Below are 21,554 nucleotides of genomic sequence, written 5' to 3' on the forward strand. Positions count from 1 at the left end.
TTCACCGAAAACGCGGCAAATTCAAGCCTCTGTCCCCCTGAGAAATACGGCCCGACAGGTTTTGGAACCCGGTTGACGCCTGCGTGATTACCCGAGAGGCAGCCGCGCCTCGCCATACTCCTGCCCCGCGCGCTTCCCAAACCGGCATAAACCATGCTTCGGCCCGGTTCTGGCGGAGCGCGAGTACGGTGCCTAGTCTGATGGCGGGTCCCGGCGTAGGAGAGTTTCGGTGCTGGACATATTGAAGGGTCGGGGTTCGAACAGCGATAAGGTCACCGAGAAAGTCGGCCTGGGCAGCATCCGCCGGCCGGTCATCGGCCTTGCGCTTGGCGGCGGCGCGGCGCGCGGCTTCGCTCATATCGGCATTATCCGGACCCTGCTCGCCAACGGAATCGTGCCCGACGTCGTGGTCGGCACCTCGATCGGCGCGGTGGTCGGCGGCCTCTATGCGGCCGGCCGGCTCGATACGCTGGAAGAATGGGGCCGCAGCCTGCAAGGGATGCGCAACATCCTCGGCTACCTCGACATCCGCCTCAACGGCTCCGGCCTGATCGGCGGCGAGAAGCTGGCGACCCGGCTCGAGGCCGCCTGCGGCCAGAGCCAGATCGAGGACCTCCCGGTCAAGTTCGCCGCCGTCGCGACCGAGGTCCGCACCGGCCACGAGATCTGGCTGACGCGCGGCCGCGTGGTCGACGCGATGCGCGCCTCCTACGCGCTGCCGGGCATCTTCTCTCCGGTCCTGATCGGCGATCGCTGGCTGGTCGACGGCGCATTGGTGAACCCGGTGCCGGTCTCGGCGGCCCGCGCGCTCGGCGCGGAAATCGTCATCGCCGCAAATCTTTCCAGCGACATCTTCACCTATTCGACGACGGTCTATTCGCACGGCGCGATGCCTGAACCGGTGATCCCCGCGGCCGAAGAGCCGCCGTCAAAGCGGCGCTTCCCGAGATTCTTCTCGCCCGAGAAGACGGTGAAGCGCGAGTTCTTCGGCGGCGGCAGCGCCCGGCCCGGCCTCTCTTCGGTGATGGTCGACGCCTTCAACATCATGCAGGACCGCATCACCCGCGCCCGCCTCGCCGGCGATCCGCCCGATATGCTGATCACACCGCGGATCGGCCAATTCGGCTGGTTCGATTTCCACCGCTCCGAGGACCTCATAGCCCTGGGCACCCGCGCTGCCGAGCGCGCGCTGGAGTCCATCCAGGAGGCAATCCACGAACTGGCACCCGCGCCCGAGGGCGCCGCGCCCAAAGCCGACCAGCAGGCCTGATCAGGCGGTCTTACTGATCAGGCGGTCTTGATGTAGTCGCGCAGAGCTTCCTGCTCGGACTCGTATTCCTGCACCCGGCGCTTGACGATGTCGCCGATCGAGATCAGGCCGACCACCTTGCCATTGTCGACCACGGGCAGATGGCGGAACTTTCCGGTGGTCATCATCTCCATGAGCTCGGCGACCGTGTCGGTCTCCTTGCAGGTGACGACCTTGCGGGTCATGACCTGAGCGACCGGCTCCTCGAGCGCGCCGGCGCCGCGCTCGCCGATCACCCGCACGATGTCGCGCTCCGACAGGATGCCTTCCAGCCGGCTCTGGTTCATCACCAGCACCGCGCCGATCTTCTTCTCGCCGAGCAGTTTGACCGCGGCCGCCAGCTTCGCGTCCGGCTCGACGCTCATGATCTGGTGGCCCTTGGTGTTGAGAATCGAACGTACCGTCATTGTCGCCTCCCTAAATCGGAACCGTCCGCTGTTCGCGGTCCGGACTTGTTCTTCGAGTCTTCAACTAACAGTTTCAGCGCCGGTTTCACGCTCAGGCGCTTTGCGAAGCATCGCCTCTAGCGGCCTGTCGCTTCGGAACATTCTTCTCGGGAATGATGGATGAATTCGGGCGGCGCCGCAAGCGCCGGTTCAAATACGGCCCGAAATGTCCTGCGATGACGCATCCGCAGCATCGCTTCGCACGCGCGGCACGGGATCAAACAGCGTGAACAGCAACAGGCCGGCAAGGAAGCCGCCGATATGCGCCTGCCAGGCAACGCTCGTGGTCTCGCTATCTACGCCGATCGCGCCGACGCCGAAGACGATGTTGACGCCGAACCACACCGCGAGGAAGCCGAGCACCCGCCCGTCGCGCAACGCGCGCGACAGCGGCAGCGCCGGAACTCTTGCGGCGGTATCGGCATCCGATCGGCTGAATGACAGGAAGCTGCCGCGAACGAAGGCGAAGCGAATCGCCGCCGCCATCGCGCCCGACACCGAGGCCGAGGCGCCGATCATCGGCGCCACCGCGTGCTCGTGGGTGACGAGATGGGCGAGCGCGCCGGCCGCCGCCGTCACCGCGAGGAACAGGAAGAACCTGATGGCGCCAAAGCGCCGCGCCAGCGCGCTGCCGAACGGCAACAGCCACAACACGTTGAAGCCGATATGGGTGAGATTGGCGTGGAGCAGCGAATAGGTGACGAAGGTCCAGACCTTGGCGCCGGCCCCGCCGGGGATCTCCAGATTCAGCAGCGAGGAATCGTAACGCTTGGGGATGAAACCGAAGACGTCGATGGTCCAGTTCTCGAGCTCCGGCGGCAGCAGCACCCGCAGATGGATCACCGCGAGCAAGAGGATATAGGCCGTCAGCGCGAACGGCAGCGTCAGGATCGGCTCGCGCGGAGCCTCCTCAACGACGGCCGGCACTGCCAGCGAAGCATCTTGCGACGGAGGATCTTGCGGCGGAGAATTTGGCGGGGAATCCAAGGCGGCTTCGCTTTCAGGCGCGAACGGAGCGACAGGCTTGACGACAGGCCTTGGAGATAGTCGCCTTTGCCCGCCCTGCGCAAGTGCACAAAAGGAAAAGGCAGGGCCCTGGGAAAGCCCTGCCTATCCGTGTCGGACTTCCGGTACCCAGAGAGACGGGAATATCCCCACCCCTCCCCGCGGCCGGTGACCAAACTGTTTGACGCCTGTGTACAGGCCTCGCCGAGAACCTGGAGAAAAGCGGCGAAGCTTGCGACCGCGATCACCATAGCAGCGGCGTGGCGCGCGGAAAGCGCATAGTTAACTTAACGTTAACGACGCAAAGGCAGCGCCAGGGACGCCGAAAACGCCGCTGCGGCATGGACGCTGCAAAGCCCCTCCTGCACAACAACACAGGGATCGCGGCTGCACTGAAGCGGGACAGGTTTGTCCCGCGAGGTTGCGCCCCGGGGTAAGCGTTCAGTCATGAAACATCCGTCAAGCCGCGAATTCTTCGCATATTGGAACGAAAAGCGCGGCACTGCGCGGGCGCCAGACCGGGCCGATATCGATCCGGCTGCCGTGCGCGGCCTGCTCGGAGACATCTTCGTGCTGTCCTGCGAGCCCCATCTCGGCTTCCCGTTCCGCGTCGCCGGCACGCGCGTTTGCGCGCTCGCAGGGCGCGACCTCAAGGACTCGAGTTTTGCGGCGCTGTTCAACGAGGCTAGCCGCCGCGAGGTCGAGGAGATCACGACCATCGTCGCCGACGAGAGCCTCGGCGCAATCGCCGGCGTCACCGCCGCGCGCGAGGACGGCAGCAAGGCGCATCTCGAGCTGCTGCTGCTGCCGTTCAATGCCCGCCCGCATACACCGGTGAGCGTGACAGGCGTGCTCGCGCCGTTCGACGACGAATGCGGCGCCCTTGGCCCGTTCGCCCTCACCTCCTGGCGCTATCTGCACCAGCCGGAAAAACTGCTGCCACGCGCGATCCGCAAGCTGCAAATCGCACGCGGGCTGATGGTGTATGAGGGGCTGCGCTAGCAGTGCACCCTGCTCACGGCATCGCCAGATGCCAGGCACCGTTGAGAAAGCCGTCGCCGGTGACGTCGCCGGGCTTTGTGTCCTTGGCGAAGGTGTAGAGCGGCTTGCCCTTGTAGGCCCACTGCTTCGAGCCGTCGTCGCGCGTGATGACGGTGTAGCCGTCGGCGGCGGCATCGCTGGCCTCGGCTTTCAGCACCGGCCAGTTGGTCGCACACGGACCATTGCAGGCCGACTTGCCGTCAGCATCCTTGTCGAAAGTATAGAGCGACATGCCCTTGGCATCGGTGAGCACGTTGCCTTTGTCGGTCTTGCCGGTCTTGGCCGGCGGTGCCGCGAAAGCAGTGGGAGCCAGCGCCAGCGATATTGCGAGCGTGAGCGCGAGGCGGATCGAGGTTGTGGTCATGGTCTCTCCTGTCATGCAATGGGCTTGCATCGATAGGACGCCGCGCGAGCCGTCGTATTCCTGAGATGGCGGCAAAGATATTTTTCGCTGCACGCATCGTCGCATCGGAATAAACTGGAAATGATTGAGACGGAACGACGGATCGACATGAGCAAGCCGCATTGGCGTCCCGGGCGCGCCTCCGATCTGCCGGCGATCAGCACGATCGCAGTGCGGATCCATCCTGATCTGCCTGAACGCCCCGAGGTGCTCGCGGAAAAAATGCGGCTCTATCCCGACGGCTGCCGCGTGCTCGTCGCGGACGACGGGATCGTCGGCTACGGTCTCGCGCATCCCTGGATGCAGCACCGGATTCCCCCGCTCGACGGCTTGCTCGAGCAATTGCCCGACGATGCGGATTGCCTCTATTTGCACGACGTCGCGGTGCTGCCTGATTTTCGCGGCGGTGTCGTGCGCGATTATGTGCTGGCAATCGAACAGCTCGCGCGCGCGTCAGCGATTGCGACGCTCGCATTGGTGTCGGTCTACGCCACGCGGCCGCTGTGGGAGCGTCTCGGCTTTCGGTCCGTCACGACTGATGCGAAGCTGCGGGCAAAGCTCGCGACCTACAGCGACAGCGCAACATACATGCTGCGCGACCTCGCTGCTCAGACTTGATTTCCGAGATAATGCCGCCGGTGAAATCCGGCAGCATCATTGCCGTCCGCGCCGTGCAGCTGCAGTCAGGCGCGATACTTCTTTTTCGTCTTCGGCTTTTTCCCGGGAGCGCCCTTCTCAGACCACGACGTGACCGAGGGCTCAGCATAGCCCGGCTTGTTCTTGTGCTTCTTCTTTTTTGCGAAGGAAGGAGCATCGTCGAATTTCGGCGTACGCTCGCCGTATGGCTTTTCGTGCGATTTGCCGTGTGTCTTGCCGTGTGGCTTGCCTTGCGGTTTGAACCCGCCCGGCTCGCGCGGGCGATCGTCGCGGCGTTCACGATGGTCGCTGTCGCTGCTCTCGCGCCGCGGCGCGTGGGACCGCTCTTCCGAAGATGCCTGCCGTTGCGGCGCATCCGCCATGGACTCGATGCGAATGTTGTCTTCCTTGTCCGGACGCTTGATCTTGGCGGCGAAAGATTCCACGACCCGCTCGGAAATCTCGAACTCGGTCGTGGTGTCCATGATCTTGATCGCGCCGATATCGTTCTTGTCGATGCCGCCACGGCGGCAGATCATCGGCAACAGCCAGCGCGCTTCCGCATTCTTTTTTCGTCCGATGTTGGCCCGGAACCAGACGCTGCCATCGGCCATGCCATGTTTCGACGATTTCCCCGATTTGGCCCGAGCCCTTTCGGGGCGGTCATCGCCACGCGAAGCGCGGACATCGTCGCGCGGAGCGCGCGTATCGTTGCGACCGCGATCCTCGCGCGGCCGGCCAGCTCGCTCGCCGGGATCCATGATGTCTTCGGGCGACGGCAGCCGCGCGCGATAGAGCCGTGCGAGAGACGCGGCGATCTCCTCAGCCGACCGCTCGGCCAATAGCGCCTGCGCCAGCGCCAGATCGTCGGCGGTCGTCTCCTCCGTGAACAGCACGTCTTTCATGCGCTCGTGATCGAGCTTGCGGATCTCATCCGGCTGCGGCGCGGTCCCCCAGACCGCGTCGATGCCCGAGACGTTCAGCAGCATTTCCGCACGCCGCCGCCGCACGGGCGGCACCAGCATGACGCTCGTCCCCTTGCGGCCCGCGCGGCCGGTGCGGCCGGAGCGATGCTGCATGACCTCGGCGTCGTTGGGCAGGTCGGCATGAATGACGAGATCGAGGCTCGGCAGATCGATGCCGCGGGCGGCGACATCGGTCGCCACGCAGACCCGCGAGCGTCCGTCGCGCAGCGACTGCAGCGCCGTGGTCCGCTCGTTCTGCGTCAATTCGCCTGACAAGGCGACCACGGAGAAGCCGCGCTCCAGCAGCGCCGCCTGCAAATGCCGGACGCCATCGCGCGTGCTGCAGAATACCAGCGCGCTCGGCGCCTCGTAAAAGCGCAACACGTTGACGACGGCGTGCTCGGCATCGCCGGGCGCGATCCGGATCGCGCGGTACTCGATATCGGCATGACCGCCTTCGTCGCCGGCGACCTCGATCCGGAACGCCCGCTGCTGATACTGCTTGGCCAGCGCGACGATGCCGCGCGGGAACGTCGCCGAGAACATCAGGGTGCGGCGGGTGTCCGGCGTGGTCTTGAGGATGAACTCCATGTCCTCGCGAAAGCCGAGATTGAGCATCTCGTCGGCCTCGTCGAGCACGACCACTTTCAATTCCGAGATGTCGAGACGGCCGCGGCGCAAATGATCGCACAACCGGCCGGGCGTGCCGACGACGATATGAGCGCCGGCCGCAAGCTCCCGCTGCTCGCGCCTGGGGTCCATGCCGCCGACGCAGGAGACGACGCGCCCGCTCGCATGCTCGTACAGCCACGCCAGCTCGCGATGGACCTGCAACGCGAGCTCGCGGGTCGGCGCCACGATCAGGGCGAGCGGTGCACCCGCCCGCTCGAACCGCTCGGCGTCACCCAGCAGGTCCTTGGCCATGGCCAGCCCATAGGCCAGCGTCTTGCCGGAGCCGGTCTGGGCCGAAACCAAGAGGTCGCGGTCAGCGGCCTCGTCCGTGAGCACTGCGAGCTGAACGGGGGTCGGACGGTCGTAGTTGCGCTCGGCCAAAGCTCGGGCGAGCGGCGCACTCATGGTCGGAAAAGACACGGGATAAACCTTGGTTGGTCCAGGCGCGGAACGTCGAGCCGCGCGACCTGAAGCTGCGTAGGCGGCAAATGGTCCAGCCGCACGCGTGGTGATTTGATTTGGACGCTCTTTACGCCAAGTGCGGGCAAATCACCATGCCTATGACGCATGGCTTTGGCGATGCCGAGAATAAGCTTACTGGCCAGCTCGACCCACTACATCCAGCGTTTTCGAGCCGTTTTGCTGCATATAGCGGGATTTTGGGGCGAGGCTGCAGATTTTCACGGCCACCTCGCTTAAATTATGCACGGTTGGAGCTGCCGGAGACGCACAACAGGGCTAAGCTCAGGCCGATTGGACTAGGGAGCACGACGATGCGATTGGCAGTCATTTCCGATATCCACGGCAACCTTGCCGCGCTGGAGGCGGTGCTGGCCGACATCAAGGCGCGTGGCGTCGATCGTACGGTCAACCTGGGCGATTGCGTCACCAGTCCGTTGTGGCCGAAAGAGACTTTCGAAGCTCTCGAGGCGCTGTCGTTGCCGACCGTACGCGGAAACCATGATCGCTGGATTGAGGAGTTTCCGGACGACAAGCTCTCGTCCGCAGGCCTGTTTGCGCGCAACGCATTGACTGCGGAGCAACGTCTCGCACTCCACAGCCTGCCTTCCCAAATACGGCTGGACGATGGTATCCTGGCCTGCCACGGCACGCCCGACAACGATACGACATGCCTGCTGGAAGAAACGCTCGACGACGGCCGCTTCGTACCGGCACGCCGCGACGTGCTGGCAATGCGCCTCGCGAGTGAGCCGACGGCGCGTGTGGTGCTGTGTGGTCATAGCCACCGCCAGGCCGTCGTTCACGGACCTCATGACTGTCTGGTTCTCAATCCAGGGAGCGTTGGTTGCCCGGTCTTCGCAGACATTCCCGTTGCCGCAAACCTGGAATACCGCTCGCCGCACGCGCGATATGCAATCCTCACGAAGCGACAAAGGGGCTGGCAGGCCGAACTCTTGGCCCTCGAATACGATTGGGACGCCGCATCGTCCCGTGCCCTCGCCAACGACCACCCGAAATGGGCGCGGGCCATATCGTCGGGATATGTCAAATAGCTGCTGGCATCGCTCGACCCAAATCGTGCCGCACGGAAGAACGGGAGAACACATGGCCGACGGCATTTCGCTTGCCGACAAACTCGCGACTTTTGGGGATTTCTGGTCGCCACGCACGATCACGACCTTCAACGATTGCGACGTGATGGTGGTGAAGGTGAAGGGAGAATTCACCTGGCACAAGCACGATGACACCGACGATTTCTTTCTCGTCCTGAAAGGCAGTCTGGACATCGAATTGCGGGATCGCACGGTGACGCTCGGTCCGGGCGAACTCTATGTCGTGCCCAAAGGTGTTGAGCATCGACCGGTCGCGCGCGAGGAGGTTCATCTCCTGCTCATCGAGCCGACCGGCACGCCGAATACGGGCGACAAAGCCACCGCCGCGGCCCGCAAGCTCGCATAGAGGGCAACTCGCCCAGCGCAGCTCTATGCCTGCAGCCCTAATCCCTGGAGGTCACCAGGCTGCTGAAGCCGCCGACCAGTCTAGCTCTTGCCCGCACAAGAGTGTCCCTGGCCGCGCGGCTCAGTGCGCGGATGGCGCGCCAGGCGTCGGTTGCCTGCAGCCACGCCTTCACCTCGGAGTACTTGCCGTACGTCCAGGCAAATGCCGGAATCCGCATCAGCTTGTCACGCGTGAGATGGAACAGGCGCTCGACCAGGACGAGCTTGAGCAGCTCGCCGACGATGAACGTCACGGCCCCGCTCACGATCTGGCCGGTTGCCGCGAGATAGGCCGCCACGGGCTTGACCGGCTCCAGGATAATGACGGGCACGGAAAACAGGGCAAGCGAGCAATAAGGCGACAGCGATCTGATCCAGCCGCGCAATCGCTTCAATTGGAGATGCCGCTCGATCCAGCGCGAGATTGGCCTCGCCACGGCCATGAAGACCGCATCCACCAGGAAGTAGATGGCGGCCAGGATGTAAGTGACGGGTTTCAGGATCCGCTTCACGATGATCTCTCCCGTGAACTGAAAGCCGAAACCCGGGCCTAAGTTTCACCCCGGCGTGAATAACTCGCGGATTTTCTGTGGAACTTTTCGTGCACAGCCCCGCAGCTGCGCGGTTCAGATCTCCGCATAGACCTCCAAGAGATTGCCGTCAGGGTCGCGGAAGAACAGCGTCCGGTGCCCGAACGACTGGTTCGTCGGCGGTGACAGCAGCGCCACGCTGTGGCGTGCGAGTTCGTCGGCACATGCATCGACTTCGGCCGCGGACACCTTGAAGGCCAGTTGCAGCGAGGCGCTCCTGTGCGGCACAGGCGCGTCAGTCGCAGTCCGGCCCGGCTTTGCGAGAGCCAACGTGTTAGGGCCCAGGCCGTACTCGATCCAGTTCGCCGACAACTCCCGCAGCACCGGAAATGCGAGAACCTCCTCGTAGAAGCGGCGCATCGCCACCATATCGCGCACGAAGATGACGGTGTACTCGATCGCGCGGATAGCGCGGAAGGGTGAGCGGGTGCGCTGGCCTGGTTCGGTCGTTTGTTCGTTTGTCATCTCGTCCTTCATTCCAAACGCCGGCCCCGTAGCCCGTATGGAGCGTAGCGGAATGCGGGGAGCCGCAGGCGAGAATCCCGGATTGCGCTGCGCTCCATCCGGGCTACGGATCATCTAGCGCAGCAGCCCGCCACCATAGCGCAGCTCGTAAAGCAGCGCGCCATCCTCCTGCGCAATCGTCTCGATGCCGTGGAAACGATCGAGCGAGCCTTCGACCTCGTTACGGTAAACCATGCCGTCCTGCTCAAACAGATGCGGCCCCCGGTACGGCTCCTCCACGGATCCGGCCAGTAGTGCCTGGCGCAGGAATTTGTAGATCGCAAGGAAGGTGTCTCGCCCCGTGATCTCCGCGCGGACGCCCCCGCTGTAGCTCATCGACCAGATGACGCGCCCATCCCGGGACACGGTCTCCTGCCCGACGAAGAACCCCATCCCGAAATAGATATCGCGATAGGCATAAGGCGACGCGCGATGCTCGAGCTGCTTGGAGCCTCTGAGCAGCGGAGCGGCCACGGTGGCGTCGTCGTCCAGCCCCGCATAGGTGCGGCGCTTGGATTCGACCAGAAACGCCGCGAGCTCGTGCGGGATCGATGCCATCGCTACTCCACCAGCTCCGGCCACGGCACGATGGTTGACTTCACCGTCTTCATCGCCATCGCATCCCTGACCGCCTGCGCGACGCCTTCTTCCGTGAACGGATAGATCGTCTGCATCTTCAGCCAGGGATATTTGTCACGGGTGCGATAGAGCATGTCGACGCCGAGCGGCAGATCGTTGGCGGTAAAACCCCAGGAGCCCAGCACATTGAGGTCCTTGGTGCAGATGCGGTGCCAGGAGGTCTCGATCGAGCCGGCGTCGGTGAACTGGCCCATCTCGACATAGGTGCCGCCGTCGCGCAGCATCTCGATGCCTTCGGGGCCGGCGGAGGGATGGCCCGAGCAATCCATCACCAGATCGGCGCCGAAGCCGCCGACGATGTCGCGTACGCGCGCGATGCGTGCCTCGGGCGATTTCAGTTCGTCGATGTTCACCGTCGCCTCGGCGCCGAACTCACGCGCGAGCTTGAGCCGCGGCTCCTCCGGCGCACCGACGCAGATGACGCGCCCTGCTCCCATCTCCTGCGCGGCGGCAACCGCGAGAATGCCGATCGGGCCCGAGCCCTGGATCACCACCGTGTCGCCCCAGGTGAAACCACCGGCGCGGCTGGCGCGATTGAAGGCGCGGATGCAGGAGGTCAGCGGCTCCGACAGCGCCCCCAGCCGCAGCGACATGTCGTCAGGCAATTTGTAGATCTTGGTGCCCGGCAGCATATCGAGATCGACATAGACATATTCGGCCCAGCCGCCCCACATGTGAGGCGCCTTGTCGAAGCCGAGATAGCGGCCGTAATAGACCGGCGTCAGGCACTTGTTGGCGACTTGCGGAAAATGGATGCAGTAATAGCAACGGCCGCAGGGCATCAGCGGCGGGATCATCACCTTTGATCCGACCTTCAGCGGCTTGCTCATGAAGTCCTCGGTGAATTCGTCGCCGCATTCGACGATGATTCCGCCGAGCTCATGGCCGAGCGTGAACGGCCACGGCAGCGGCTTCGGCCAGTGCCCCTTCAAAATGTGCAGGTCCGTGCCGCAGACGCCGCACGCACCGACCTTGATCAGCGCCGCCTTCCGGCCGACCTTCGGCCACGGCACGGAGCGGATGACGGGTTCGCTGCCGGGCCCTGCGTGGGTGCAGACGCGGATCTGGTCCATGGAGGTTTCCTCGATGCCCGCTTTTACTATGGCTGATTGGTGCGAGCTGACGAGCAGCGTATGTGAGATGCACGGTCGTGCCAAGCCGCGGCCTCGTAGCCCGCATGAGCGAAGCGACATGCGGGGCCGGCGTTCCCGGATATCGCTTCGCTCATCCGGGCTACGGGACCGCTGTCCTCACACACCCAAGTGTCTTGAGCGCTCGACGGCGAACGTGTAGGCACGGCGCGAAAAGTCCCACCCCAGGTGCCCGCTTGAACCCCCTCCCTCAGAATCCTGTCGTCGCGTCCGGCTCGTTCGCGGCGATGAAATCCGTGCCGTACCGCCTCCAGTTCATCGCTTACGTGCTAGCGATGATGGCGGACAATATCGAGCATGTGATCAGCTATTGGGTGGTGTTCCAGAAATTCCATTCGCCGGCGCTGGCGGGTTTTGCCGTGCTGTCGCACTGGCTGCCGTTCCTGCTGTTCTCGGTCGCGGTTGGCGGGCTCGCCGACCGGGTCGATCCGCGCCGCATCATTCAATGCGGCATGCTGGTGTTCATCGTTGCTTCGGCCGGATGGGGTTTCTTCTTCATCACCGACACCATCGAGATGTGGCACGCCATGCTGCTGTTGGTGATCCATGGCTGCGCCGGCGTGTTGTGGCAGACGCCGAACCAGCTGCTGCTCTATGATCTCGTCGGCCCCGCCGATCTTCCGAGCGCGGTGCGGCTGAATGCGATGGCGCGCTATCTCGGCATTTTGGTCGGACCTGCCGTCGGCGGCATCATCATGCTGACGCTCGGCACCTCGCATGGCATCATCTTCAACACGCTGTTCTATCTGCCGATGCTGCTGTGGCTGTTCTGGGCGCCGGTGCGGGACAAGAGTGTCGCTGTGCGGCGCTTCGCCGTGCGCGGCCTTGCCGACATCATGCTGACGATCCGTGCCATCGGCACGCAGCCGGTGCTGACGGCGATGACATGGCTTGCCGGCCTCACCTCGTTCATGATCGGCAACGCCTATCACGCACAGATGCCCGGCTTTGCCGGCGATCTCGGCCACGGCGATCCCGGCATCTCCTATAGCGTGCTGCTCGCGGCCGATGCTGCCGGCGCGCTGCTCGCCGGCATCGCGCTGGAATCATGGGGACGGCTCAAGGGCACGCCGCGCACCGCGATCTTGCTCGCCATGCTGTGGAGCGTGGCGCTGCTCGGCTTCGCCTCGGTGCGGATCTATCCGGTCGCGATCGTGCTGCTGTTCTTTGCAGGCTTCTTCGAGCTGTCGTTCAACACAATGGCGCAGGCGCTGGTGCAGTTGAACGCGCCGTCCGATATTCGCGGCCGCGTCGTCGGCCTCTACAACATGGCCGGGCTCGGGATGCGAGCCTTCAGCGGCATCACGGTCGGCCTGTTCGGTGCGGCGATCGGCATTCACTGGTCGCTCGGGCTCTCGGCCGCGGTGCTGCTGGCGCTGCTATGTCTCCTCTATCGGCGTGCGACGAGGAAGTCGTAAGCTCAGAGCTTGCGGTTGACTCCGGCGTCTCCCCACCGCACGCTCGATATAGGGTTTGGGGAGATGAAGCGTTGCGCAATCGCTGGGGCATACTTGCGATCCTGTTCGTCGTTCGCCTCACCATCGCGTTCCAATTCCAGAGCGTGGCCGCGGTCGCGCCGCTGCTGCAGCAGAGCTTCGGCGTCGGACTCGCCGATATCGGCATCCTGATCGGACTCTATTTCACACCGGGCATCGTGCTGGCGCTGCCGGGCGGCGCGATCGGCCGGACGCTTGGCGACAAGCCCACCACGATCGTGGCGCTGCTGCTGATGACAGCGGGCAGTCTCGTCATGGCCACCACCGACGTCTGGGGCTGGCAGATGGCGGGCCGGCTCGCCTCCGGTGCCGGCGGCGTGCTGCTGACCGTGCAGCTCACCAAGATGGGCACCGACTGGTTTGCGGGTAAGGAGATCGCCACCGCGATGGCGATCTTCGTCAACTCCTGGCCGGCCGGCGTTGCGATCTCGCTGCTGGTGCTGCCGGCGATCGGCACGGCGTATGGCGCCGGCGCCGTGTTCCTCGTGGCCGGCGCGCTGACCGCGATCGGCATCGTGCTGATCATTTTCTACCAATCGCCGCCGGGAGCAACCGCCAGCGCGGCCGGCTCCAGGCTGCTTGATCCGCTCGCGCTTCTGGCGGTGATCGTCGCGGGTGCGATCTGGGGCCTTTATAATATCGGCTTCGCCATGATTTTCTCGTTCGGCCCCTCATTGCTCGTCGAGCGCGGCTGGAGCATTGCGGCGGCAGGCTCGGCGATCAGCCTCGTGATGTGGCTGTCGGTGATCTCGGTGCCATCAGGCGGATATCTCGCCGATCGCACCAAGCGCCCCTTTGTCGTGGCGATCGCGGCGAGCCTCGTGGTGGCCGCCCTGCTGGCCTGGCTGACCCGGTCCGACGCTGTGATCGCGATCCTCGTCCTGGGCGGCTTGATCGGCGGCCTTCCCGCCGGCCCGATCATGAGCCTGGCCGCCCGCGTACTCGCGCCGGAGACACGAGCGGTCGGGATGGGCGTGTTCTACACTCTCTTCTATGCCGCGATGATGCTGGGGCCGGCGGTGGCGGGTCGGCTCGCCAAATCGGCCGGCACTGCCGCCGTCGCGCTCGACCTCGGCGCGCTGACGGTGCTGGCCTGCCCGCCCCTGATGTGGCTTTTCGAACGCATCGTGTCTGTTCGTCATCGCCGCGCCCGATCCTAACGTAGCATTAACCCTGTGCACCTTAGGGTGGTCCCGGACTCCGCCAGGCGGGGGGTCGGGTTGTGAAAATGGCGTTGGCGCACAAAAAATTTCTTCCGGCCGCCGAGGAACGTCGGCGTTTCCAGCGGGTGAAGGTTCACCTGCTCGGCCGCTACATGTTGCCGGACCGCCGTGAATTCCCCTGCCAGGTGATCAACATGTCGCCGGGCGGGCTGGCGCTGCTGGCCCCCGGCATCGGCAATGTCGGCGACCGCGTGGTCGCCTATCTCGACCATATCGGCCGCGTCGAGGGCAAGATCACCCGCATCATCGACAATGGCTTCGCCATGACGGTCGGTGCGACGCCGCGAAAGCGCGACAAGCTTGCGGCACAGCTGACCTGGCTCGCCAACCGCGACATCCTCAATTTGCCGGAAGACCGCCGCCACGATCGTATCGTGCCGCGCAACCCGATCGCGGTGCTGACACTCGAGGACGGCACCAAGATGACCTGCCGCATCATCGACCTCTCGCTGTCGGGCGCAGCCATCGCCGCGGAAAACCGTCCCCCGCTGAAATCGACGGTTCTGCTCGGCCGGGTGCAGGGTCGCGTGGTCCGAAACCTCGAAGACGGCTTCGCGCTCGAGTTCATGCATTCGCAGCCGATTGAAACTCTCGAAGAGAGCGTTACCGCGCGGTAAAGCGCGAAGGCACCAAAACCACTGCATTTCCAGTACTGAAGGCGGCCTCCGCGATGCGGACGCCGCCTTTTTCATGGTCGTGACGGGCCTCGCGCGGGTTAACGCGGAGGTCGCGGGTGCGTGCAAACAACGGTTCCGCCAGCGTTTCCGCGTTAATCGATAAAATTTGAACCAATTGCAGTCATATCGAATTTTATTCAAGTTTGACTCAAGTATAGATCGAATTCGCCGCGCGTTTTACTTGTATTCGTCTCGACTTGACTTGACTGACTTAGCGGCAACTCAAAAGCTCCCTGCGCAATGTGGTCCCAACAAGAAACGGGGGCCGCAATGTTTGATTTCAGGGGACAGGGGAAGAGAATGGCGCTGGCCGCCATGCTCTTCGGAATGAGCGCGGCAGCGCAGGCCGGCGAAGGCCGTCTGCTCTACGCAAGCCTCGGCGACACCACGCGTGCGCCGATCGGCTGGGTCGAGTTCTGTGCGGACAATGCCGCTCAGTGCCAGGGCGCACCGACGCAACCGCGCGACATCGTGATGTCGCAGGCTGCATGGCGCGACCTCGTCAAGGTCAATCGCTGGGTCAACGAGACCGTCAAGCCTTTGACCGACCAGGAGCACTGGGGCGTGATCGAAAAGTGGTCGCTGCCGTCGGACGGCTACGGCGACTGTGAAGACTACGTGCTGTTGAAGCGCAAGATGCTGATCGATGCCGGATGGCCGCGCGAGGCCCTGCTTATCACCGTCGTGCGCGACAAGAAGGGCGAAGGACACGCGGTGCTGACGGTGAAGACCGACAGGGGCGAGTTCGTTCTCGACAATCAGAACGAGAACGTCGTTGCCTGGACGGAGACCGGCTACCGCTTCGTCAAGCGCCAGTCGCAGAGCGATCCGAATGTCTGGGTCTCGCTCGGCGACACCAAGCCGGCGGTCTCCACCGCCAGCGCAAGGGACCAGTAGCAGATCAGTAGAGACAAACGAAAGAGATACGCGACCCGGTCACATCCCCACCCCTCCCCGTCCCAGACCGGTTCGCGCGCGCCCAGCCATCCCCCAATGGCTGGGCGCAACTTTTTTGGGGACGTACTTCGCTTAGTCCTGCGGCGTCTGCCGCGACCAGGGCACGCGCGCGGCAGTGAAATCGCGCCATGTGCTTTGCAGGGCGGGCTGCACCCCGACCGACGCGCGCGCCTGCCAGCCGGCGATCGCCGCCGCGGCAATGGCACCCTCCGGCCCGGCACCAAGCCTGTCGAGCAACGATGCCGTCACCACCATGTCGTTGAAGGCGCCGAGCTGCTCCTGCAAGCCGGCGAGCCTGCGCGCGAATTTTCGCGCGGATTTGCGGTCTGCGAACAGCGGCAGCAGAAACTCGCTGAGATAGCGCAGCCGCTTGGTCGCGAGCCGCACGCGGTGCAGACCTTCGGCGGGAAGCGACTTGAAGCGGCGGCCGCGCCTGAGCACCTTCGCATATTGCTCCGACAGAATGCGCTGCGCGAAGTCGACGGCGGGGTCGGCGAGCTGGCCGAGATCCTGCGCGGCGATGTCGTTGCGCCAGCCCCGCGTCTCGATCCACCCGCCGAGGCTGATCAGGAACATCGCGCAGCGGCGATCGTCGAGCGCATCGTGCGCCTTGCGATAGGCATCCGACTGGCGTTCGGCCGCAACCTGGCCCAGCGCGTCAAAGCCCGCGACCGACGGACAGGCTGTTGCGATCGTCGGCAAAGTATCGAGCCGGAACACATCCCAGTCGCGCGCGGCGGACAAATCCTGCGCCAGCCATCTGGCTTCGGTTCGCAGCGTGTCGACGTTGCTCGACACGCCCGCCGAATGCATCAGATCCAGCACCGACCGCAGCCGGCGCAGCGAGACGCGCAACTGATGGATTCCTTCCGGATTGCGGCCGTCCTCGGCAGCCGGCAGCGACTGAAGCAGATGGAGGAAGCAGGAGCGCAGGATCGTGGCGAAGGCCTCGTCGAGCGTGACCGACGCATCGAGACGAAGTTTTCGCGGACGTCGAGCCGAGGGCGGCTTGTCGGCGGCAAGATCGAACCCCCGTGCCGATTTGGTGCGGATCGACGGCTTTACGTCACCGTGCTCCGCGAGCCGCAGCGCGATCTCGTAGATCGCGCCGGCGCTGCCGCTCTTGAGCTCCAGCTCGATCTCGTTCACCGGCAGTGAACGGTCGCCGGCCGTCAACTCACCCCGGTCGAAGGCGATCTCGACCGCGCCTGACGGCAGCTCGATCAGCCGCGCATGGCGATGGACATCGGCGGTGAAGACCGCTTCGAGCGGCTGCGCTTCCAGGTGGCCGCGAAGCTTCTCAGGAATGAAGGGCATTGCCAAAGCGAGGTCGGGCGCAAGCGAAGGCACGCTCGCCTCCCACTCGCCACGGCGGAGTGGATCGTCCACCGCATCGGTCTTCACGGTTTGAACGAACCGCGCACCGCTCTGACGAACGCGCAGGCTCAAGCCGTTGCGCCGAAGTGTCCGCTCCGGCGTGTCGTAATAGACGGACTTGAGATGTTTGCGCGTGCCCTTGTTGCGCGCGTTCGTCGCGATCACGGGCGCAGCGTTGAAATGCGCCATGCGATCGGCATCGACGAGAAGCTTGAGTTCGATCTCACCGGCACCATGCGCGGCAGCACTCGACCGGAGTGGTTCCGTTGCCGGTTCCGCGTCTTGCGATGGCGTCTGATCGATCACAGCGCCCTCGACGATCACAGGTTCCGCGGCGGGTTCGCGTTGCCTGAGGAAGCCGGCGACGGCTTGCGTTCTCTTGTTGTCCTTCGCAACAGGACTCCCATCCCGCGCGCTCGGATGCTTGCGGACCGGCGTTGCGTCTGACTTCAGCATTTGAGGTAACATGACAGTTCAATGACAGAGCGACAGCGTATAGCCGCTGCCGCCCGCGAGGAATAGTCACCTTACGTCGCAGTACCCCACCGTCCACACGAGGCCGCGAGCGGCTTGACCACAGGAACTAAATTGCCGCCGGGCGCAGCAAGCGATCGAATTGACTGCGAATTCCGCTCTACTCGAAACCGAGATGAACGCGTCAGCGAGCTTGACTCATGCCAGCCTTCCCGCAATCGGTGGCGATGGCGTCGAGCGCGCTGCCCTGTCCCTCCGGGTTGCTTCATCGGCTACCGGCACGGCAATCACAAGGAGCTGCCATGACGTCGTTCCGTCCCGTCATCGCGTTGTCCAGGGGCCTCGAAGTCTTGCGGGTGATCAACCAGGAACGTCAGTCGACCGTCGGCTCGCTGCACAAGGCGACGGGGCTCAACAAGGCGACGATCGTCCGCATGCTCGAGACGCTGGAGCATGAAGGTTATGTGGTGCGCCGTACCGAACCGGCCAGCTACGCGCCGACGGGACGCGCGCTGCTGCTCAGCGCAGGCTATGACGAACCGACCTGGATTGGCGGCATCGCCGAACCCATCCTGAACAAATTCCGCAAGCAGATCCATTGGCCGTCAGACATCGCGGTGCTCGATCAGGAATCCATGGTCATCGCCCACACAACGCGCGTGGATGGATCGCTGCTGTTCAGCCGCCCGCCGGGTTTTCGCTTTCCCGTCCTCGGCACCTCGATGGGACGGGCCTATCTCGCCTTCTGCGAGCCTGCCGAGCAGGAGCGCATTGCCGCGCGGCTTGCCCTCGGTCCCGAGCCCTGGAACGATCTGGCGCGCAATCCCGACAAGCTCACCAAGGCGCTGCGCACGATCCGCAAAGCCGGGTTCGCGGTGATGGACGACAGCTACAGCCGCAGTGTCTTCGGCGGCGCAGTCTGGGCGCTTGGCGTTCCCGTCGCGCTTCAGAACCGGCTGTTCGGCAGCATGAACGTGATGATGCTCCGCGAAGCGGTCAGTCCGGAGGAAGGCATACGCCGCTTCGTACCTCCGATGAAGAAGGTCGCTTCCGCACTTGCCGAGGCGCTCGGCGCCAAGCTTGCTGCGCCAGGCTCTCCTGCAGGCCGGCCGTGACCATTTCACACAGTGAAACGATATTTTGATTTCTTGACCCTCCTCCTTGCCCATGTGACACCTCGTTGCGGCGGCTGCCGGCTGCCCAATGACACACGGAAAAGGGGAGGCCGAAGTGCGGACATCCGCGAGAATTTGGGCTGCCGCGATTGCATGCCTGACGCTGGCCGCTTCTGAAACGGCTTGGGCCGAAGCCTGGCCGACCCGGGCAATCAAGATCGTCGTCTCCACACCGGCAGGCGGCATCACCGATGCCTTCGCCCGCGCCTATGGCGACTACATCTCGCAGAAGCTTGGCCAGCCGGTCATTGTCGAAAACAAGACCGGAGCCAGCGGCGCGCTGGCGGCACAGTCGGTGAAGGATTCCCCGGCCGACGGTTACACGCTGATGTACACGATCTCGTCCACCCTGCTCGGTAACCGGCTGCTGCTGAAATCGCTGGCCTATGATCCGGACAAGGATTTCACGATCGTCGCGGTGACGCCTTCGGGGCATCTGCCGTTGGTGGTCCATTCCGCCACCAATGCAAAGACGATCGAAGAGTTCGTCGCGTACGCACGTAGCAACAAGGTCACGGCTGGCTCGTACGGGATCGGCTCGTTCGCGCACATTGCGATCGCCGAGCTCAACCGACAATTCGGTCTCGACATTTCCATCGTGCATTATCGCGGCGAAGCGCCGATGTGGCAGGATCTTGCCGCCGGGGTGATCCAGGCGGCGGTCGGAAGCTATCAGGCCGCGCTGCCGGTGCTCGATACCGGCATCGGCCGCCCAATTGCCGTGCCGACACCGGTGCGCATGAAGAAGCTGCCCGAGACCAAGACATTTGCCGAGCAAGGGGTCACCGGCAATGTCTTCCAGCTCATCAGCTTTACCGCGCTGGTGGCGCCTGCTGCGATGCCTGCAGACCGGATCGACATGCTCGCCAAGCTGATGGTCGAAGGCGGCAAGACGGAGCGCGTGCAGAAGCTGCTCGATGCCTTCGGCGTCGACCAGCCGGCCATGGATCGCGCCTCCTCGATTGCGCTTTACGAAAAAGAAGGGCCGATCTGGCTCGAGTCGATCAAGACTCTCGGATTGGAGCCGCAATAGATTCGGGGCGGCTCCTCACTGCGCGAGACTGTTCTTGTAAATCCTGCCGCCCTTCATGATCAGCACAAAGTTCTTGGCGGGATCCTTGACCAGGGCGATGTCTTCGAGCGGATTGCCGTCGACGAGCAGGAGATCGGCCAGCGCGCCCTCCTCGACCACACCGAGCTTTCCGGGATAGGGATTGCGCAGGCCCGACAAGCCCAGCAATTCGGCATTGGTCGATGTCGCCATGGTCAGCGCCTCGGCCGGCGTATACCAGCGCGTCAGCGCGGCCAGCATCGCGCCCTGCTTGTCCGCCAGCGCCTGCGAGAACAGGACGTCGGTCCCGAACGCTGTCTTGATGCCGTACTTTTTCGCCAGCGCGTAGACGCGGTCGGTGCCGGCAACCACCTGCCGCATCTTGTCCTGCTCCGCTGGTCCCAGCGCGGCGGCGCCGGAGATATCCAGGAATGGCTGCGTGCTCAACCAGATCCCCTTTTCCGCCATCAGCCGTGCACTCGCCTCGTCAATGAGGTGGGCATGCTCGATGCATCTCACGCCGGCCGCGATCGAGCGCTGGATCGCGACCGGCGTGTAAGCGTGGGTAGCGACATAGGTGCCCCAATTGTCGGCGGCCTCAACGGCGGCGCGCAGCTCGGGCTCGGTGAAGGTGGAGACGTCAAGTGGGCTGAACGGCGACGCGACACCGCCGCCCGCCGTGAGCTTGACCTGCGAAGCCCCCTGCATCAGCTGTTCGCGCGCCCGCACGCGGACTTCGTCGGGACTGTCGGCGACCATGCTGCCGCCAATCCGCTCCATGCGGCTGAGCATGCCGCCGATCGTTCGCGGCAGATCGGCAAGCTGGCGGAAGTCGCCATGGCCGGCAGTAATGGTGATCATGGCGCCGGAGGGATAGATGCGTGGACCCGCAACGAGGTCCTCGTCGATGGCCTGCTTCAATCCGAACGAAGGTCCTCCCATGTCACGCACTGTGGTGAAGCCGCGCATCAGCGTGGCCGCTGCCTCAGTGGCAGCGAGCAGATTGTTGTAGCCGACGTCACCTGCAAGCACGGCCATCGGGGTCGGCCGTACCAGCATCGCGTGCCAATGCGCGTCGATCAGCCCCGGCATCAGCACGCGGCCGCCGCCGTCGATCACCTTGGCTTCTGCCGTGATGTCCGTGGCCGAGATCTTCTCGATCGTCTTGTTCCTGACGAGAACATTGGATGAGGCAGAGAGCGCGCCGTTCTTTCCGTCGAATATCCGCACGCTGCGGAACAGAACGGCGGAGTCCTGCTGGGCCATCGCAGGCGACGGGCTGAAGATGCTCATCGTCCCCAACGTCAGCAGAACGGCAGCTCTCGCGAGTCCAGCCCGCGAACCCAAACCCCGCATCTTCGCTCTCCGCATCCGGTGCGCGCGCTAGGCAGCGGCAGCTGCAGGCCGCCATGCAAGGCTCAGCCATCCGATGCCGTGGGACAACAGGTCAATGCCGAGCAGCAATCCCAGGACCCAGAGCCCCGTGAGCGGAAAGCCGGTGAGGATGATGAGACCTCGCCGGCGCCTAGACCTGTCCGCTGGTTCCGACGACGCAGACCCCGAACAGCTCGCTCGGAACGCGGGCGAGCGCAGGGTAGACCTGCGAGTTTGTTCCGTCGCGATTGATTGAAACCGCCGCTGCGCCTCGTTCACCAGCGCTTGCACAATCTCGGGAGCGGGCAAGTGGCCGGTCGAAACGTAGGCGGTCTCTCGTTCGTCAGCCAGAGCTCGCGCCATGGCAGCACTCCGCAGAACGGATTCACCTGATGTCGGCTCCGTTCTAGAACTCGACGCTCACGCTTCAG

At 64.3% G+C, this 21,554-nt stretch carries 21 protein-coding genes; 11 read left to right on the plus strand and 10 right to left on the minus strand.

Annotated features, from left to right (window positions below; genetic code table 11):
• Positions 1-229: 229 nt before the first annotated feature.
• The gene (locus tag FXB41_RS26485) at positions 230-1,270 is read left to right on the plus strand and encodes a patatin-like phospholipase family protein (RefSeq protein WP_219683831.1); all 1,041 of its coding nucleotides are present in this window, start codon (positions 230-232) and stop codon (positions 1,268-1,270) included.
• Positions 1,271-1,287: 17 nt separating this feature from the next.
• On the opposite strand, the gene FXB41_RS26490 is transcribed toward FXB41_RS26485, so the two are convergent.
• A complete protein-coding gene (locus tag FXB41_RS26490; RefSeq protein ID WP_219683832.1) occupies positions 1,288-1,716 on the minus strand; it encodes a CBS domain-containing protein in 429 nt (142 codons plus the stop codon).
• Between the two features lie 189 nt (positions 1,717-1,905).
• Complete coding sequence (locus FXB41_RS26495) at positions 1,906-2,742, minus strand: rhomboid family intramembrane serine protease (protein WP_035995689.1); 837 nt, start codon at positions 2,740-2,742, stop codon at positions 1,906-1,908.
• A gap of 465 nt (positions 2,743-3,207) precedes the next feature.
• On the opposite strand from FXB41_RS26495, the gene FXB41_RS26500 reads away from it, so the two are divergent.
• Positions 3,208-3,762: a PAS domain-containing protein gene (locus tag FXB41_RS26500; protein WP_219683833.1), complete on the plus strand. Its 555-nt coding sequence runs from the start codon at positions 3,208-3,210 to the stop codon at positions 3,760-3,762.
• A gap of 13 nt (positions 3,763-3,775) precedes the next feature.
• Here FXB41_RS26500 and FXB41_RS26505 read toward each other — a convergent pair whose 3' ends face one another.
• Complete coding sequence (locus FXB41_RS26505; protein ID WP_219683834.1) at positions 3,776-4,165, minus strand: COG4315 family predicted lipoprotein; 390 nt, start codon at positions 4,163-4,165, stop codon at positions 3,776-3,778.
• 147 nt (positions 4,166-4,312) lie between these two features.
• Here FXB41_RS26505 and FXB41_RS26510 point away from each other — a divergent pair, with 147 nt between their 5' ends.
• Positions 4,313-4,822, plus strand: coding sequence for a GNAT family N-acetyltransferase (locus tag FXB41_RS26510; RefSeq protein ID WP_007602586.1), 510 nt, complete (start codon positions 4,313-4,315; stop codon positions 4,820-4,822).
• Positions 4,823-4,887: 65 nt separating this feature from the next.
• On the opposite strand, the gene FXB41_RS26515 is transcribed toward FXB41_RS26510, so the two are convergent.
• A complete protein-coding gene (locus tag FXB41_RS26515) occupies positions 4,888-6,882 on the minus strand; it encodes a DEAD/DEAH box helicase (protein ID WP_219683859.1) in 1,995 nt (664 codons plus the stop codon).
• A 368-nt stretch (positions 6,883-7,250) separates the two neighbouring features.
• Here FXB41_RS26515 and FXB41_RS26520 point away from each other — a divergent pair, with 368 nt between their 5' ends.
• Both FXB41_RS26520 and FXB41_RS26525 read left to right on the plus strand, forming a co-directional pair.
• Positions 7,251-7,991 carry a metallophosphoesterase family protein gene (locus FXB41_RS26520; RefSeq protein WP_007602584.1) on the plus strand — a complete coding sequence of 247 codons (741 nt, stop codon included), beginning with the start codon at positions 7,251-7,253 and terminating at the stop codon, positions 7,989-7,991.
• Positions 7,992-8,043: 52 nt separating this feature from the next.
• Positions 8,044-8,397 (plus strand): cupin domain-containing protein, encoded by a 354-nt coding sequence (locus tag FXB41_RS26525; RefSeq protein ID WP_219683835.1) that lies wholly within the window; start codon positions 8,044-8,046, stop codon positions 8,395-8,397.
• Positions 8,398-8,434: 37 nt separating this feature from the next.
• Here FXB41_RS26525 and FXB41_RS26530 read toward each other — a convergent pair whose 3' ends face one another.
• The 4 genes from FXB41_RS26530 to FXB41_RS26545 form a co-directional block, all read right to left on the minus strand.
• Positions 8,435-8,947: a hypothetical protein gene (locus FXB41_RS26530; protein WP_219683836.1), complete on the minus strand. Its 513-nt coding sequence runs from the start codon at positions 8,945-8,947 to the stop codon at positions 8,435-8,437.
• 114 nt (positions 8,948-9,061) lie between these two features.
• Positions 9,062-9,490 carry a VOC family protein gene (locus FXB41_RS26535; RefSeq protein WP_246649198.1) on the minus strand — a complete coding sequence of 143 codons (429 nt, stop codon included), beginning with the start codon at positions 9,488-9,490 and terminating at the stop codon, positions 9,062-9,064.
• 114 nt (positions 9,491-9,604) lie between these two features.
• A complete protein-coding gene (locus tag FXB41_RS26540) occupies positions 9,605-10,087 on the minus strand; it encodes a DUF5680 domain-containing protein (RefSeq protein WP_219683838.1) in 483 nt (160 codons plus the stop codon).
• Positions 10,088-10,089: 2 nt separating this feature from the next.
• A complete protein-coding gene (locus tag FXB41_RS26545; RefSeq protein WP_219683839.1) occupies positions 10,090-11,241 on the minus strand; it encodes a zinc-binding dehydrogenase in 1,152 nt (383 codons plus the stop codon).
• Between the two features lie 254 nt (positions 11,242-11,495).
• Here FXB41_RS26545 and FXB41_RS26550 point away from each other — a divergent pair, with 254 nt between their 5' ends.
• The 4 genes from FXB41_RS26550 (at position 11,496) to FXB41_RS26565 (ending at position 15,612) form a co-directional block, all read left to right on the plus strand.
• Positions 11,496-12,737: an MFS transporter gene (locus FXB41_RS26550; protein ID WP_283843465.1), complete on the plus strand. Its 1,242-nt coding sequence runs from the start codon at positions 11,496-11,498 to the stop codon at positions 12,735-12,737.
• A gap of 71 nt (positions 12,738-12,808) precedes the next feature.
• Positions 12,809-13,975 carry an MFS transporter gene (locus FXB41_RS26555; protein WP_007602574.1) on the plus strand — a complete coding sequence of 389 codons (1,167 nt, stop codon included), beginning with the start codon at positions 12,809-12,811 and terminating at the stop codon, positions 13,973-13,975.
• A 68-nt stretch (positions 13,976-14,043) separates the two neighbouring features.
• Positions 14,044-14,655 (plus strand): PilZ domain-containing protein, encoded by a 612-nt coding sequence (locus FXB41_RS26560; RefSeq protein WP_007602573.1) that lies wholly within the window; start codon positions 14,044-14,046, stop codon positions 14,653-14,655.
• 330 nt (positions 14,656-14,985) lie between these two features.
• The gene (locus FXB41_RS26565) at positions 14,986-15,612 is read left to right on the plus strand and encodes a transglutaminase-like cysteine peptidase (RefSeq protein WP_219683840.1); all 627 of its coding nucleotides are present in this window, start codon (positions 14,986-14,988) and stop codon (positions 15,610-15,612) included.
• Between the two features lie 132 nt (positions 15,613-15,744).
• Here FXB41_RS26565 and FXB41_RS26570 read toward each other — a convergent pair whose 3' ends face one another.
• On the minus strand, positions 15,745-17,505 hold the full coding sequence (locus tag FXB41_RS26570) for a CYTH and CHAD domain-containing protein (RefSeq protein ID WP_219683841.1): 1,761 nt from the start codon (positions 17,503-17,505) through the stop codon (positions 15,745-15,747).
• Positions 17,506-17,825: 320 nt separating this feature from the next.
• Between FXB41_RS26570 and FXB41_RS26575 the strand changes: the two genes are divergently transcribed.
• Both FXB41_RS26575 and FXB41_RS26580 read left to right on the plus strand, forming a co-directional pair.
• Positions 17,826-18,638: a helix-turn-helix domain-containing protein gene (locus tag FXB41_RS26575; protein ID WP_219683842.1), complete on the plus strand. Its 813-nt coding sequence runs from the start codon at positions 17,826-17,828 to the stop codon at positions 18,636-18,638.
• Positions 18,639-18,753: 115 nt separating this feature from the next.
• Positions 18,754-19,731, plus strand: a complete 978-nt coding sequence (locus FXB41_RS26580; protein ID WP_219683843.1) for a Bug family tripartite tricarboxylate transporter substrate binding protein — start codon at positions 18,754-18,756, stop codon at positions 19,729-19,731.
• 15 nt (positions 19,732-19,746) lie between these two features.
• Here FXB41_RS26580 and FXB41_RS26585 read toward each other — a convergent pair whose 3' ends face one another.
• On the minus strand, positions 19,747-21,042 hold the full coding sequence (locus tag FXB41_RS26585; RefSeq protein WP_246649203.1) for a metal-dependent hydrolase family protein: 1,296 nt from the start codon (positions 21,040-21,042) through the stop codon (positions 19,747-19,749).
• Between the last annotated feature and the right edge of the window lie 512 nt (positions 21,043-21,554).

Origin of the sequence: Bradyrhizobium canariense, assembly GCF_019402665.1 — a bacterium.
GTDB classification, from domain to species: Bacteria; Pseudomonadota; Alphaproteobacteria; order Rhizobiales; family Xanthobacteraceae; genus Bradyrhizobium; species Bradyrhizobium canariense.